At 41.6% G+C, this 14,446-nt stretch carries 12 protein-coding genes; 7 read left to right on the forward strand and 5 right to left on the reverse strand.

All coding sequences use genetic code 11. From position 1 onward, the window contains the following. The first annotated feature begins 1 nt into the window (after nt 1). On the forward strand, nt 2–442 hold the full coding sequence (locus AACZ88_RS18430) for a YtxH domain-containing protein (protein WP_339713480.1): 441 nt from the start codon (nt 2–4) through the stop codon (nt 440–442). A gap of 240 nt (nt 443–682) precedes the next feature. Here AACZ88_RS18430 and AACZ88_RS18435 read toward each other — a convergent pair whose 3' ends face one another. The 3 genes from AACZ88_RS18435 to AACZ88_RS18445 all read right to left on the reverse strand — a co-directional run bounded on the left by AACZ88_RS18435 (nt 683) and on the right by AACZ88_RS18445 (nt 4,304). Next, the gene (locus AACZ88_RS18435) at nt 683–2,491 is read right to left on the reverse strand and encodes a lysophospholipid acyltransferase family protein (protein WP_339713482.1); all 1,809 of its coding nucleotides are present in this window, start codon (nt 2,489–2,491) and stop codon (nt 683–685) included. An 86-nt stretch (nt 2,492–2,577) separates the two neighbouring features. Continuing rightward, nucleotides 2,578–3,828, reverse strand: coding sequence for an aspartate kinase (locus AACZ88_RS18440; protein WP_339713485.1), 1,251 nt, complete (start codon nt 3,826–3,828; stop codon nt 2,578–2,580). Next, nucleotides 3,825–4,304, reverse strand: coding sequence for a GNAT family N-acetyltransferase (locus tag AACZ88_RS18445; RefSeq protein ID WP_339713487.1), 480 nt, complete (start codon nt 4,302–4,304; stop codon nt 3,825–3,827). The genes AACZ88_RS18440 and AACZ88_RS18445 overlap by 4 nt, the downstream gene beginning before the upstream one ends. A 113-nt stretch (nt 4,305–4,417) precedes the next feature. On the opposite strand from AACZ88_RS18445, the gene fbp reads away from it, so the two are divergent. Beyond that, nucleotides 4,418–5,425 (forward strand): class 1 fructose-bisphosphatase, encoded by a 1,008-nt coding sequence (gene fbp / locus AACZ88_RS18450; protein ID WP_339713490.1) that lies wholly within the window; start codon nt 4,418–4,420, stop codon nt 5,423–5,425. Between the two features lie 20 nt (nt 5,426–5,445). Here the strand turns inward: fbp and AACZ88_RS18455 are convergent, their stop codons facing one another. Continuing rightward, nucleotides 5,446–5,868, reverse strand: a complete 423-nt coding sequence (locus tag AACZ88_RS18455; RefSeq protein ID WP_339713493.1) for a TerB family tellurite resistance protein — start codon at nt 5,866–5,868, stop codon at nt 5,446–5,448. Nucleotides 5,869–5,969: 101 nt separating this feature from the next. Between AACZ88_RS18455 and AACZ88_RS18460 the strand changes: the two genes are divergently transcribed. From AACZ88_RS18460 to AACZ88_RS18480, 5 genes are all read left to right on the forward strand, one after another. Further along, entirely contained in the window at nt 5,970–6,998 is a 1,029-nt protein-coding gene (locus AACZ88_RS18460) for a ligase-associated DNA damage response exonuclease (protein ID WP_339713495.1), read from the forward strand. A 56-nt stretch (nt 6,999–7,054) separates the two neighbouring features. Next, nucleotides 7,055–8,674 carry an ATP-dependent DNA ligase gene (locus AACZ88_RS18465; RefSeq protein WP_339713497.1) on the forward strand — a complete coding sequence of 540 codons (1,620 nt, stop codon included), beginning with the start codon at nt 7,055–7,057 and terminating at the stop codon, nt 8,672–8,674. 120 nt (nt 8,675–8,794) lie between these two features. After that, nucleotides 8,795–11,260: a ligase-associated DNA damage response DEXH box helicase gene (locus AACZ88_RS18470; protein ID WP_339713500.1), complete on the forward strand. Its 2,466-nt coding sequence runs from the start codon at nt 8,795–8,797 to the stop codon at nt 11,258–11,260. 61 nt (nt 11,261–11,321) lie between these two features. Beyond that, nucleotides 11,322–11,990, forward strand: coding sequence for a ligase-associated DNA damage response endonuclease PdeM (gene pdeM, locus AACZ88_RS18475; RefSeq protein WP_339713501.1), 669 nt, complete (start codon nt 11,322–11,324; stop codon nt 11,988–11,990). Nucleotides 11,991–12,073: 83 nt separating this feature from the next. After that, on the forward strand, nt 12,074–12,874 hold the full coding sequence (locus tag AACZ88_RS18480; RefSeq protein ID WP_339713502.1) for a tryptophan-rich sensory protein: 801 nt from the start codon (nt 12,074–12,076) through the stop codon (nt 12,872–12,874). 33 nt (nt 12,875–12,907) lie between these two features. Here the strand turns inward: AACZ88_RS18480 and AACZ88_RS18485 are convergent, their stop codons facing one another. Then, nucleotides 12,908–14,260 carry an NAD(P)/FAD-dependent oxidoreductase gene (locus tag AACZ88_RS18485; protein ID WP_339713504.1) on the reverse strand — a complete coding sequence of 451 codons (1,353 nt, stop codon included), beginning with the start codon at nt 14,258–14,260 and terminating at the stop codon, nt 12,908–12,910. Nucleotides 14,261–14,446: the final 186 nt, after the last annotated feature.

Consider the following 14,446-nt stretch of genomic DNA (forward strand, 5'->3'; position numbering starts at 1 on the left):
GATGTCAGAAGATAACAAAGATTTTGAGAATAAGGCTGAAGATGCCTTTGACGGTACCAAAAATAAAGCAAGTGACTTCGCCGATGGAGCAAAAAGAACCGCCAACGAATTCAAAGAAGATGTAAAGCAAACTTTTGACCCCAATAGTCCCGATAGCGGAAAAACAGTGGCCATTATTGCACATATAACCATTATCGGTTGGATAGTGGCCATTATCATGAACAGCCAAAATAAAACCGAGTTCGGAAGTTATTATATTAGACAGACCTTGGGCATATGGCTAATCGCAATTCTTTTAAATTTTATTCCCGTCGTAGGTTGCTTTGCCTCGCTGATTTGTTTAGTCTTGATAATAATTAGCCTAATTGCGGCAGCAAATGGCAAAATGAGTCCAACGGTGGGCGTTGGTGAACTATTCCAAGATTGGTTTAAGAGTCTTTAGGAAATAAAGTCCGATTCAATCTTTTGCTTAAGAGGGTTCGGTATTATTTCACTACTTAATATTGTGCCCCAAATGAAACAATAAGAGTAGCACCAACAAGCACGGGAATATTCAAACTCACCAAAACCATTATCGAAATGGCCACGATAGTGCACCATTTAGTGCTTATGCGGCCTTTTTCATTACATCACTAAGCTAAGCTCCAAATAAAAAATATCCCGGTAGCCCGTACAAAAAAAGTTAATTCCCATTGGCTTCCATAAATTTACGCTCCAATTCGGCTTGAAATTCTTCCATAACAGGTTTCACGGTGCTTTCAGGCAAGTCGGCGATTTTAATATACATCAGTCCGTCAACCGAGTTATTGAACAATGGGTCGACATTAAACGCTACAACTTTTGCGTTTTGTTTAATATATTTTTTAATCAAGACCGGCAAACGAAGGTTGCCCGGTTCTACTTCATCGATTAGTCTATCAAATTTATTGAGGTCGGCCTGAGTTTCATCGAAAACGAACTCTTTATCGGCATCCTTTAGTTTTACTTTAAATTCTTTTTTTGGACTGACATATTGGGCTACATAAGGATCCCAATAGTTACTTTTCATAAATTCAATCATCAACGATTTTGAAAAATTCGAAAATTGATTACTTATACTTACCCCTCCGATTAAATACTTGTGCTCAGGGTGGCGTAGGGTTGTATGCACTATACCTTTCCACAACAAAAACAGTGGCATGGGTTTCTGTTGATATTCCTTTACAATATAGGCCCTGCCCATTTCTATGGACTGCCGCATCATGCCAAAAAGTTCGGGTTCGAATCGAAACAGGTCTTGTAGATAGAATCCATCAATACCATATTTCGCAAAAATTTCTGAGCCAAACCCCATGCGGTAGGCACCCACAATCAACTTTTCTTTATTATCCCACAAAAACATGTGATGATAGTAATTATCGAATTCATCAAGATCGATAGAATTATTGGTTCCTTCTCCAATGGCCCGAAAAGTAACTTCGCGTTGCCTTCCAATTTCCTTGAGTGTAAATGGCATTTCATTGGCCGGGGCCAGAAAAACCTCATAATTCTTACTTTGCAGCAATCTTCTATCCTTCTCAGTCAATTTTTCGATTTCACCTTGAATGACCTCGGTTCGAACTGCCGTTGCAATTTTTCGCGGTGCTTTAGGAATTTTCAAAGAAGATGGAATCTGATCGATAAGTCGCTCTTTTTCATAAGCATTGGAAAGAATATAAGTTTTTCTACGGAGCAGGGCGGTATACTCTTCTAAGGTCTCTTGGTCATCTTGCGTGTTCAAAGATATCGGCTGGCCAATGCGAACCTTAATCGGCCTATTCCTTTGACTATATACTTCCGACGGTATTTTGGCCGTTCGGAATACATCGTTCATTTTTGCCAATCGATAAAAGAGCTTACTGTTCTTCGCATGAAAATAAATAGGAACTACGGGCACTTTGGCCTTACGTATCAATTTCAAGGCAGCTTCCTCCCATGGTTTATCGACAATCAATTTCCCATCTTTGAAAGTGGACACTTCCCCGGCAGGGAAAATCCCTAGGGGATGACCATCTTTCAAATGCTGCAATGCCCGTTTAAATCCTGAGATGCTACTTTTGACATTTTTATGTTTCTCGAACGGATTCACGGGAAAAATATAAGGCTCGATAGGCGCCATTCGCTGCAAAAGAAAATTAGCCATTATCTTGTAATCGGGCCTTTGTTCGGCCATCAACTTCAAAAGAAGAATGCCATCAATGCCGCCTAGGGGATGATTCGAAATGGTAATGTAGGCACCATCTTTTGGCAAACGCTTAAAATCTTCTTCGGGAATCTCAAAATCAATATCAAAATGCTTCAGAATGGCATCGGCATATTCCGTTCCATTGAGGTCTTTTATAGAGTCATAAAATGAATTTATACTCGACAAACGGGTAACCTTCATGAGGCACCAAGCAATAAAGTTACCGAGAAACCCGAACCTATCTACATTAATCGCTTTGGCCACTTCTTTTGCGGTCACTAACCCCATAAATATAGCTTTTTAGTAAAAGCTAAAGATAGAAAAAACACAAGACTGCCCTCCTATTTTAACAAAAGATAAGAGACCTGAACACATTATTTCACTACTAACTGTAAGGTTTCTTTTCCCCTTTGTTCCAGTAACACTTCGTGTCCGTTCTGCAATGAAGCTATGGCATTGGCATCGAAATGACGTATAGTATACAATGACACTCCTTCGTGGCAAACTACTTTAAACCGACTTTTCAGAATATTCAAAAGTTCTTCAAGTCTGCCAAATCGATTATCAACGCAAACAGAAAAGCTAATGGCCGAATTTTGTATAAGATCGACCTTCATTTTATATTCATGGAAAAGCTTGAACAGTTCACTAATACTACTTTCAACAATAAAGGAAAAATCCAAAGACGAGAGTTTCATCAGCACCTGATTTTTCTTTAAAATAAAACAAGGCACTTCAGGTTCAATTCCAACTCCCTTTCCAACCGTTGTCCCGGGATCTTTAGGACTAATAAAAGATTTGACATGAAGTGGAATCTCTTTACGCTGTAAAGGTTGTAAAGTTTTCGGATGAATCACCGAAGCCCCGTAAAAAGCGAGTTCAATGGCCTCTCTATATGATATTTTGTTTAATAACTGGGTCTCCTTAAAATACCTAGGATCTGCATTCAAGACACCGGGAACATCTTTCCAAATAGTCACAGAATCGGCATTAAGGCAATATGCTAAAATGGCAGCGGTATAGTCTGAACCTTCCCGACCCAGGGTTGTAGTAAAATTGTTGTCGTCACTACCCAAAAAGCCTTGGGTGATGTTCAATAGCTTTCGATCTACTTGTTCAAGCACATTTTTCTGTGTCTTTTCCCAATTGACGACGGTATCCCTGTAACTGTCGTTGGTTTTTATTAGATGTCGTACATCCACCCAATTATTCTCAATTCCAATCTCGTTCAAATAAGCGCTAATAATCGTAGTAGAGACCAATTCTCCATAACCTACGACTTGATCATAAACAAAATTGTAATTCGGTGATTTATTCCAGGTCAAAAAACCCTGCACTTCATCGAACAACAATTTAATTCGTTTAAAAATAGGATGCTGATCATTATCAAAAAGATCCGACAAAATAGCGTTGTGATAATCAATTACCTCTAAAACGACCGATCCTAAATTGACCTTATCGTCAAAATAGGCCTTAACAACAGCTTCCATGGCATTAGTTGTCTTGCCCATGGCAGAAACAACGAGCATGGTATTTTCATGACCTGTCAGTTTCAACACACTGACCAAATTTTTTACGCCATCAGCATCTTTTACCGAAGCGCCACCGAATTTAAAAACCTTCATATATTATTTATAAAATTTTGTATCCCTATTTCATCCAATTGCACGACATCCCAATCTCGCATCACTTTAGCTCCTTTACTTTCATAAAAGGAAATAGCCGGTTCATTCCAATCCAACACCTCCCAACAAATGCGCTTCACTCCAAGCTCATGGCCATAACGCACTACTTCGGTCAACAGGGCTGTACCGAGCCCTGAACCACGCATGGCATCTGTAACGATTAAATCCTCTAAATGAATCACGGCACCTTTCCATGTAGAATATCTAGGGTAGACCAAAGCCATTCCGACAAGTTCCTCTTCCGACTCGGCCACAAAGCAATGAAATAACTTTGTTGGCCCATAACCATCACGTATTAAATCTTCTACCGATACCTCTACGGCATTATCCTCTTTTTCAAAAACAGCCAATTCTGTAATAAGTTCCAGTACTCTTGGCATATCATTGGCTACGGCTTCGCGAATTGTAAACTCCATGTTTGTTACAAATAAAACACAAAGTTATAAATTTAAAAAAGGAATTATCTCCACAACTGCCTTAGTTTCACAAAATACCCGATATTTGTGGTCATCTAAACAGTCCGACCATTATGCAGCAAAAACACAAGACCCTTGGCGAGTTTATTATCGAGAATCAATCGGAATTTCAATATTCTTCAGGTGAACTCTCAAAATTGATCAACGCCATTCGGCTAGCTGCCAAGGTGGTAAACCATGAAGTGAACAAAGCCGGACTTGTTGATGTGCTCGGCGCTGCAGGCGATACGAACATTCAAGGAGAAGACCAACAAAAACTTGATGTACTGGCTAATGAAAAATTTATTCAAACACTTAGCAACAGGGAGATTGTTTGTGGTATTGCCTCTGAAGAGGAAGATGATTTCATTAGTATTAACAGCAATGACAAAAAGCATCAAAATAAATACGTAGTGCTTATTGATCCTTTAGATGGTTCATCGAACATCGATGTAAACGTTTCGGTGGGTACGATTTTTTCCATTTATCGCAGGGTCACCCCCATAGGTACCCCAGTTACTTTGGAAGATTTCTTACAGCCTGGCAAAGACCAGGTAGCCGCCGGATATATTGTGTACGGCACCTCTACTATGCTCGTTTACACTACGGGCCACGGCGTAAACGGATTTACCTTAAACCCGGCCATTGGTACATTTTACCTTTCGCACCCCAACATGGAATTCCCTGAAGACGGAAAGATATACTCGGTAAACGAAGGCAATTACATACACTTTCATCAAGGCGTCAAAGGCTATATCAAATATTGTCAACAAGAAGAAGGTGATCGCCCCTACACGTCAAGATACATTGGGTCATTGGTCTCCGATTTTCACAGAAATATGATTAAAGGCGGTATCTATATGTATCCAAAAAGCAGTGTTACCGAACAAGGGAAACTCAGACTTTTATACGAATGTAACCCCATGGCATTTTTAGCCGAACAAGCCAATGGGTTGGCCATAGGTGGCCGAAACAGGGTTTTGGATGTACAGCCTACCGAACTACATCAACGAATTCCGTTTTTTTGTGGAAGTCGAAATATGGTGGCAAAACTTCAAGAATTTCTAGAAAAATACCATTAATAGTTACCAAAAAAGACGCACTATTGCTTTAAAAGGTAGATATAATCATCAAAATCGATACGCCCGCTAAACACTTGAACCGATCTTTTAATGATCTTTTCAGCGCTTTCACCTGAGAACCCAAGTCCAGTCGCATATTTACGAAGCAACGCCATTTCGTCATCATCGATATGGTGGTCGGCAAAAATTATTTTGAACAGATCGTACAAACGCTCAAGTCTTTTCTCCGAATTGACCGGTGGGTCGATAGGAAACTTTTTAGAGGGGTCCATTACTTCTTTATACTCGGCTTCGGTAATATCCAACTTACGGGCAAATTGATCCAATAAGGCCTGCTCTTGCTCGTTTATCGACCCATCTGTCGACGCCAAGGTAGCTATTGCGGCAAAATGCGCCAAATTTCTTCTATGTTCACTATTACCGTATAAATCAACGAAAGACATATATCACAATTTTATTGGGGGCAAATATAATTTTTTTAGAGGTCATATTTTATAATCTCTAAAACTTTGTTCTCTAAGCAAATTTGTATTTTCACAAAGCTATGGAAAAACCCCTTTTAGAATTTACAAATAAAGGCATTTATTGCAGTGCGGCCAAAGTTTATATCGACCCTTGGAAACCTGTGAACAACGCTATTATTACCCACGGTCACGCCGACCATAGCCGTGCGGGCAACAAACGGTATATCACCCATCATCGAAATGTTCCTATTATAACCCATCGCCTTGGTGAAATTAACGTAAATGGAAAGGAGTGGGGAGAGACTTTTACTATAAATGGCGTTCAATTTTCATTGCACCCGGCCGGTCACATCATCGGCTCTTCACAAGTTCGAGTAGCACACAAAGGGGAAGTTTGGGTTTTCTCAGGGGATTACAAAACTGAGAATGATGGCATCTCTACAACATTTGAACCGCTTAAATGTCACACTTTTATTACGGAATGTACTTTCGGCTTGCCAGCTTTTAAATGGACACCTCAAGTTGAGGTCTTTTCCGCCATTAATGAATGGTGGGCGCAAAACCAGTCAGACGGAAAGACATCTATTCTTTTCGGATACAGTTTGGGGAAGGCACAACGGCTATTGAAATATTTAGATACCGATATCGGAAAAATATATACCCACGGGGCTATCGAAAATATGACGGAAGTCTTGCGCCCACTGGTCGATTTTCCCAAAACATCGCGTATCACCCATGAAACGAAGAAAGAAGCGCTTCTTGGAAATATTGTCTTGGCCCCACCGAGTGCCCATGGTAGCACCTGGATTCGAAAAATGGTACCATATGAAACTGCTTCGGCCAGCGGCTGGATGACATTTCGGGGTGCCCGACGAAGACGTGCTGTCGACAAAGGATTTGTGCTCAGCGACCATTGTGATTGGCAGGGGTTGATCAAAAGCATCAAGGCCACAGAAGCCGAAAAAATCATTTGCACCCATGGCTATAGCGATATATTTTCACGCTACCTGCGTGAACAAGGCTATGATGCACGCACCGAAGAAACACAATACGAAGGAGAACTGGCTGAACTAAACGCGGCAAAAGAAGAACCCAAGACAATACCTTGAAAGCCCACACTTCAGAACCAACCCCTAAGCATCGTTCTGTTCACAATCAAATAAGCATGGAGAAATTCTCGACACTTATAAAAACCCTCGATAGCACCAATAAAACTACGGTAAAAGTGGCAGCGCTGGCCGACTATTTAAAAACGGCAAATGGCCCTGATAAGGTTTGGACTATTGCCATTCTTTCGCACAGACGGCCACCGCGACCTGTAAATACGACACTTTTAAGAACCTGGGCTTCCGAATTAGCCAATATTCCGTTGTGGCTGTTTGAAGAAAGCTACCATATTGTTGGCGACTTGGCCGAAACTATTGCGCTGATCGTTCCTTCAACAAAAGCATCTTCTGAAAAAAGTTTGACCCAATTTCTGGAAGAAATGATTGGCTTAAAAAGTAAAACAGACGCCGAAAAGAGGGCCTACCTTTTCGAAAACTGGAACGCGCTTGATTATTATGGCCGTTTTGTCTTTACCAAATTGATTACGGGTTCATTTCGAATTGGGGTCAGCCAAAAATTGATGACCCGCGCCCTGTCAAAAGCGACAGGTTTAGATGAAGATGTACTCGCATACAAGTTAATGGGCAATTGGGACCCCAATACGATTTCATTTCAGAAATTGATTCTGGAAGAAAATAAAAGTGATTATCTGTCAAAACCCTATCCGTTCTATTTGGCCTATGCCTTAGAGGGCGATATCGAAGATTTAGGTGATGTTGCACAATGGTCCGCCGAACATAAATGGGACGGAATTCGCTCCCAGGTTATTCTTAGAAACGACGAATTATTTGTATGGAGCCGTGGAGAGGAATTGGTCACGGACAAATATCCCGAGTTTGAAAAATTTGTAGGTATCGTTCCCAAAGGAACAGTCATCGATGGGGAAATACTACCCTATCCTAAAAAACAAATCGGCACCTTTAATGACCTTCAAAAACGAATTGGAAGAAAAACGGTTTCGAAAGCCCTTTTGGAGAAAGTCCCGGTTATTTTAAAAGCATACGATTTACTTGAATGGAAAGGTGTAGATATTCGAAACAAGCCCTTTTCCGAGCGCAGAAAATTGTTGACCGCTTTATATCGCGAATGTTACCATGTCGAAGGGAACTCAGAAAATAGGATTCCCCTACATCTTTCCGAAACCATGCATTTCACTTCTTGGAACGACTTGGCCAAAGAGCGGGAGCGTTCCCGTGAAGTACGAAGTGAGGGGCTGATGCTAAAACGAAAGGATTCCCCCTATTTAGTGGGAAGAAAAAAAGGGGATTGGTGGAAATGGAAAGTAGACCCGCTCACCATCGATGCCGTACTCACCTACGCCATGCGGGGTCATGGGCGCCGCAGCAATCTATTCACTGATTACACCTTCGCTTTATGGCAAGAAAACAAGGAAGGAAAAAAAGAGCTGGTCACTTTCGCCAAGGCTTATTCGGGGTTGACCGATGCCGAATTTAGAAAGGTAGATGCCTGGATCAAAAAGAATACTCTCGAGCGCTTTGGCCCGGTACGCAGTGTAAAGCCGCATCACGTTTTTGAAATTGCCTTTGAAGGTATTGCATTGTCCAAACGGCATAAAAGTGGGGTTGCAACGCGCTTTCCCAGAATATTAAGGTGGCGACAAGACAAAAAAATCGAGGAAGCAAACACCATACAAGATTTAAAAGAATTAATTCCCTAAAACCATCACAGTTGAAAGTAGTTCAAAAGCGGCCTCGAAATGATGCTATAATCTTAAAAACAATCACCACAAAAAAATTGCACCATTGCCGACCAAATTACTAACTTACATTGGTAACTCATGACCCGAGGCGAACTGTACCATATTGCCGAAAATTGGTTTCAGCAACAAGACTGGAAACCCTTTCCGTTTCAAAAAAAGACGTGGCAGGCTTTTTTACAAGGCAAACACGGGTTATTGAATGCCCCAACAGGAAGCGGCAAAACGTATGCACTATGGTTCCCTATCGTACTCCAATACATCAAAAAAAATCCGGAATACCGCACCAAACACAAAAAGGGATTAAAGGCCATTTGGATTACCCCCTTGCGCGCATTATCCTTAGAAATAAAACAATCGGCCGAACGGATAACCAATGATTTAGGAACACAAATGACAGTTGGCATTCGTACCGGGGACACCAGCACCAAAGAACGGGCACAACAGAAAAAACAGATGCCCGACCTTTTAATCACCACTCCGGAAAGTTTGCAATTGTTACTCGCCACCAAAGGCTATGACCGCATTTTTAAAGACTGTACCGCCATTGTCGTCGATGAATGGCACGAACTATTGGGCACCAAAAGAGGTGTGCAAATGGAGCTGGGGCTTTCCCGATTAAGAAATGTAGCAAAAAACATGCGTATCTGGGGCATTTCGGCCACTATAGGAAATCTCGACCAAGCTCGGCAGGTACTTCTCGGACCCAACACAAAGGCCTTGGATCATTCAGTGATGATAAAGGCCAAACTGAATAAAAAAATTACCGTCAAAAGTATCATTCCAAAAGAAATGGAAACCTTCCCCTGGCGCGGGCATTTGGGTTTACGCTTGCTTGAAGCAGTGGTACCGATCATTAACAATAGCAAAACCACTTTACTTTTCACCAATACGCGTAGTCAATGCGAAATATGGTTTCAAAAAATTCTAGAAAAGCATCCCGAATACGCCGGAGAGATGGCCATGCACCACGGCAGTATCAATAAAGAGACCCGGCTTTGGGTAGAACAGGCCATTCGTAATGAAAGTCTGAAAGCCGTAGTGTGCACCTCCAGTCTTGATTTGGGTGTCGACTTTGCCCCCGTTGAAACGGTAGTTCAAATAGGTGGCCCCAAAGGTGTGGCCCGTTTTCTGCAACGTGCGGGAAGAAGTGGTCACCGACCGGGCAAAGAAAGCGTCATTTATTTTCTTCCGACGCATGCATTGGAATTGGTCGAAGCCTCGGCCCTACAACAGGCAGTAAAACAACGGGCTGTAGAAGACCGTATTCCGTATTTAAATAGTTTCGACGTTTTATTACAATACCTGACCACACTGGCGGTTTCAGACGGATTCTATCCCGATCAAATATTTCCTGAGGTTCAACAAACCTTTTGCTATCAGGCCCTCTCAAAAGACCAATGGCAATGGCTCTTAAATTTTTTGGTTTTGGGCAGCCAGAGCCTTCAGACCTACGACGAATATAAAAAAGTGGAAATCGAGGAAGACGGCAAATTCAAGGTCAACAATAGAGGGGTCGCCATGCGGCATCGCTTTCAAATCGGAACCATTGTAGGCGATGCCAATTTAATTGTTAGGTATCAAAAAGGTGGATACATCGGCTCGGTGGAAGAATCGTTTATTTCAAAAATGACCCAAGGCGATGTTTTCACTTTTGCAGGTCGTAATTTGGAATTTATACGAATCAAAGACATGCAGGTACATGTTCGAAAATCATCTAAAAAAACTAATAAAGTGCCCAGTTGGATGGGCGGGCGCCTGACACTTTCTGCCCAGATGTCTGAACTGCTTCGAAACGAACTATATTCCGCCGGATTGGACAAAAAAAAACAGTCGGCAGAAATAAGGTCACTTTCTTCTTTATTCGAACGTCAGCGCATAGAAAGCATTGTACCTGATCCCCATGAATTTTTAATAGAGACTTTTAAGACACGCGACGGGTACCATCATATCTTTTATCCGTTCGAAGGCCGTTTTGTGCATGAAGCCATGGGCAGTTTGCTAGGCTACCGCATCAGTTTGCTTTCCCCTATTACTTTTTCCCTGGCTTTTAACGACTACGGATTCGAACTGCTTTCCGATAAGGAAATCGACATGCAACAAGTCATAGACAACAATCTTTTTACCAAGGATTATCTTTTCGAGGACCTTCAAAAAAGTTTAAACTCCACTGAAATGGCCCGTAGAAAATTTAGGGATATTGCCGTTATCAGCGGTTTAGTTTTTACGGGATATCCTGATAAAGGCATAAAAATGAAACACCTGCAGAGCAATTCACAACTCTTGTTCGATGTATTCCGCGATTATGAGCCCGAAAACTTGCTCTTTCAACAAGCGTTTACCGAAACCTTTGAGCACCAATTGGAAGAAGGTCGTCTTCGCCTGGCCTTGGAGCGTATTGCTACACAGGAAATTGTTTGGAAGGCCTGCACCGAACCGACCCCCTTTTCATTTCCAATTATTACCGACCGTTTGCGTGAAAAATTGAGCAGTGAAAAATTAGCCGACCGCATTAAACGCATGACCGCCATTTTAACGAAAAGATAATTGTACAACGTTTGTGCCTTTCAGTACCGACCACTGAGACTTTTTACTAATTTTGCAAGGCATGAACACCCAATCTACGCTAATTCGAAATCACACCTTTGTCTTTCATGCTTCGGGAGCTCTCTTTTGGAGTGAAAAATCAATGCTTTTAATTAGTGACGTACATTTGGGCAAAGTGTCCCATTTTCGAAAGTACGGGGCTGCAGTACCCCAAAATGCAATTGCGAGAAACTTTGAGCTTATGGACGAAGCTATCAATTTTTTCAAGCCCGAGCAGCTGGTTTTTATGGGCGACTTGTTTCATTCTTCGCTTAATAATGAATGGAAGTTTTTCGAGCATTGGATGGCCACCGTTATCTCGAAGGTTACTTTAGTTGCCGGCAACCACGACATCATATCTTCCTTAAAATATGAAAATTTGGGTATCGAAGTCGTTTCCGAAATGGTTTTCGATGATTTTTTATTGACGCACCATCCGGAAGATCGCAAAGGTTTTTTTAATTTTTCAGGACACATACACCCCGCTATTCGCCTTCGGGGCACAGGTCGCCAATCGCTTCGATTACCTTGTTTTTTTAAAAGCACAAATCAAATGGTACTGCCAGCTTTCGGTGCTTTTACCGGCAGTCACGTTCTTGAGCCTAAAAACGACAATGAAGTCTATGCCATAAGTGAAGATGCTGTTTTTAAAATAGAACTGAACAAAGGTGGCGGAAAACATCGTTCATAACAGCGCATTTTTTTGTTGTTCCCGTTAATTTCCATCGTTTGAAAAGCCTATCTTATCAAGAATAACTTCACCAACAAACCAACATGAAAAAAACATTTGCTGTCTTGAACCTGCTGTCGGTAATCTTGGTCATCGGAATCAACTATACTTCACAATCTCTGCGCCTGAACGATACGACCATAGGAGAGATCAGTTCAAAATATTCAAACCTTTTTACCCCTGCCAGTTACGCTTTTGCTATTTGGGGACTGATATTCGTAAGTCTTTTGGCCTATGCCATTTTTCAAATTCGACGCACTTTTTTCAGCTCAAAGGAAAATGGTTTTATTAAACAGACCGGCTATTGGTTTGCAAGCGCAAATCTATTGAATGGCGCTTGGGTAATTGCTTTTCTCTATGACTACACGGCCCTATCAGTAATAATCATGCTCGGAATTCTCTTTTCACTCCTAAAAATTATTATCAAAACCAACATGGAACGTTGGGATGCTCCTATAGAGATTATCGCTTTTGTATGGTGGCCCATTTGCCTCTATAGCGGTTGGATTTCGGTAGCTACAATTGCCAACATATCCCTTTACTTGACCAAAATAGGTTGGGACGGCACCTTTCTTTCTGAACAACAATGGACTATTCTTATGATAGTGGTAGCTACGGCCCTAAATATTGCAATGATCTTTTATAGAAATATGCGCGAATTTGCCGCCGTGGGGGTTTGGGCACTATTTGCCATTTTTACACGCCACAAAGGTTCACTTGACACTCTGGCCCATTTGGCTCTTTTTTGCAGCTTTATCTTATTAGCCTTCATTGCCATTCATGGTTATCAAAATCGAGGGACCAACCCCTTATTTAAATGGAGGGAGCGCTTAAAAGAAAGGTAGGTTCGTCTATCAGAAACAACGATAGAACTGACTTTAAACCATACTTTTTATGTCACTGCCCCAAGATGGGTAGGTAAAAATCGTGCTTTGTAAATCGTTTGCGGTCATTCCATGATTTATGGCCATCGCGAACAGATTGATGGTCTCGGCCGCATGGGGCCCTAGAAGATGTGCCCCAACTATTTCATCAGTACGCTCGTTTATCAGAATTTTATAGGAATACAAAGGAGCGTTGATGCGTTTGGCGTTGAACCAATCGGAAGCTGCCCCCCTTTTTACGGTCACATTTTTGTAACGTTCCTTGGCTTCCTCTTCTAAATAGCCAACGGAAGCCAAGTTAGGCAAAGTGAAAACTACGGAAGGAACCACTGGCACATCGACTTTTTTCGAATTGGCTTTCATAATATTTTGGGAAACGACGTAACCCTCGCGGCCCGACAAGGGTGTCAACGGCAAAGAATGGTTCGATACATCACCACAGGCGAACACGTTTTCATTGGAAGTACTTTGCAAGTATGAATTAACTTTAATTCCCTTTTCATCGAAAGCGACCTTTCCTTTTTCAAGTTCCAATTCGGCCAAAGCGGGTACCCGCCCTGCGGTATTAATAATTAATCCGGCTTTAATACGCTCCAATTCCCCCTTCTTTTCATATTTCAAAAGATACTTCTTTTTTGATTTTTTAACCGAAGTAACATCGGACTTAAAAACAAAATCGATCCCTATTTGCTTTGAATAATCGGTCAATTCTGCTACCAAATCAGCATCAAAAGCAGCCAAAGGCCGTTCCCCGCTATCGATTACAGTAACCTTTGTACCCGCCCGGGCCGCCATATGTGCAAATTCCATCCCCACATAACCGGCACCCACAAAAATTATCTTCTTTGGTAATTTTTTTAAATCAAGGAAGTCATCGCTAGTCTTTAATAGCTCGGCACCCTCAAAAGGCAATTCCCGAGGAACTTGACCCGTAGCAATCACAATTTTATCGGCCTTCACCGTTTTCTTTTCCACAGAAAGTGTATTCTTACCCAGAAAATGGGGAGATTTATAATACAGTTTCACTCCTAGTTTCGAAAGTTCTTCTTCTGTTTTGGCCGGAACTTGCTTTGTAAACTCTTTTTTAAATTTTTGTAATTTTTTCCAATTGAGACGTGGTATAGAGACCACGTTCCTTTCTTCAAGATGCCGGGCCATTTCTAAAATTTCCGTCCCCGCCAAAAGCACTTTTTTCGGATCACAGCCCCTATTGGCACAGGTACCCCCAAATTCGCGATTATCGGCCATAGCGACTGTAAGTCCACTTGCGACACACGCTTCCGCAACGGTCTGACCCGCAATTCCGCTACCAATAACAAATACATCGAATTCTTCTATTTTCATCATTTTTGCTTTCTAAAATTCATATGGCCTAAACCCACAATATCCGAATTTTCAAGGCCAAAAATTAACCCATATTCTAAAAATATGAACGCTGTCAGTTAAGCACATATTCCTATCTTTGCAATTCAAAAATTGAAAAAGCCCTCATAGCAAAGGGTTAATTCGACCATACGATTTGATCAGTTCAAT

The organism is uncultured Kriegella sp., assembly GCF_963975415.1.
Classification (GTDB): domain Bacteria; phylum Bacteroidota; class Bacteroidia; order Flavobacteriales; family Flavobacteriaceae; genus Kriegella.

What these genes read in the sequence shown, in the direction of transcription:
- AACZ88_RS18480 (WP_339713502.1), top strand. Translation starts at nt 12,074, where the DNA reads ATGAAAAAAACATTTGCTGTCTTGAACCTGCTGTCGGTAATCTTGGTC.
- AACZ88_RS18445 (WP_339713487.1), bottom strand. Translation starts at nt 4,304, where the DNA reads ATGGAGTTTACAATTCGCGAAGCCGTAGCCAATGATATGCCAAGAGTA.
- AACZ88_RS18455 (WP_339713493.1), bottom strand. Translation starts at nt 5,868, where the DNA reads ATGTCTTTCGTTGATTTATACGGTAATAGTGAACATAGAAGAAATTTG.
- AACZ88_RS18435 (WP_339713482.1), bottom strand. Translation starts at nt 2,491, where the DNA reads ATGGGGTTAGTGACCGCAAAAGAAGTGGCCAAAGCGATTAATGTAGAT.
- AACZ88_RS18430 (WP_339713480.1), top strand. Translation starts at nt 2, where the DNA reads ATGTCAGAAGATAACAAAGATTTTGAGAATAAGGCTGAAGATGCCTTT.
- AACZ88_RS18460 (WP_339713495.1), top strand. Translation starts at nt 5,970, where the DNA reads ATGGAAAAACCCCTTTTAGAATTTACAAATAAAGGCATTTATTGCAGT.
- fbp (WP_339713490.1), top strand. Translation starts at nt 4,418, where the DNA reads ATGCAGCAAAAACACAAGACCCTTGGCGAGTTTATTATCGAGAATCAA.
- AACZ88_RS18485 (WP_339713504.1), bottom strand. Translation starts at nt 14,260, where the DNA reads ATGATGAAAATAGAAGAATTCGATGTATTTGTTATTGGTAGCGGAATT.
- AACZ88_RS18470 (WP_339713500.1), top strand. Translation starts at nt 8,795, where the DNA reads ATGACCCGAGGCGAACTGTACCATATTGCCGAAAATTGGTTTCAGCAA.
- pdeM (WP_339713501.1), top strand. Translation starts at nt 11,322, where the DNA reads ATGAACACCCAATCTACGCTAATTCGAAATCACACCTTTGTCTTTCAT.
- AACZ88_RS18440 (WP_339713485.1), bottom strand. Translation starts at nt 3,828, where the DNA reads ATGAAGGTTTTTAAATTCGGTGGCGCTTCGGTAAAAGATGCTGATGGC.
- AACZ88_RS18465 (WP_339713497.1), top strand. Translation starts at nt 7,055, where the DNA reads ATGGAGAAATTCTCGACACTTATAAAAACCCTCGATAGCACCAATAAA.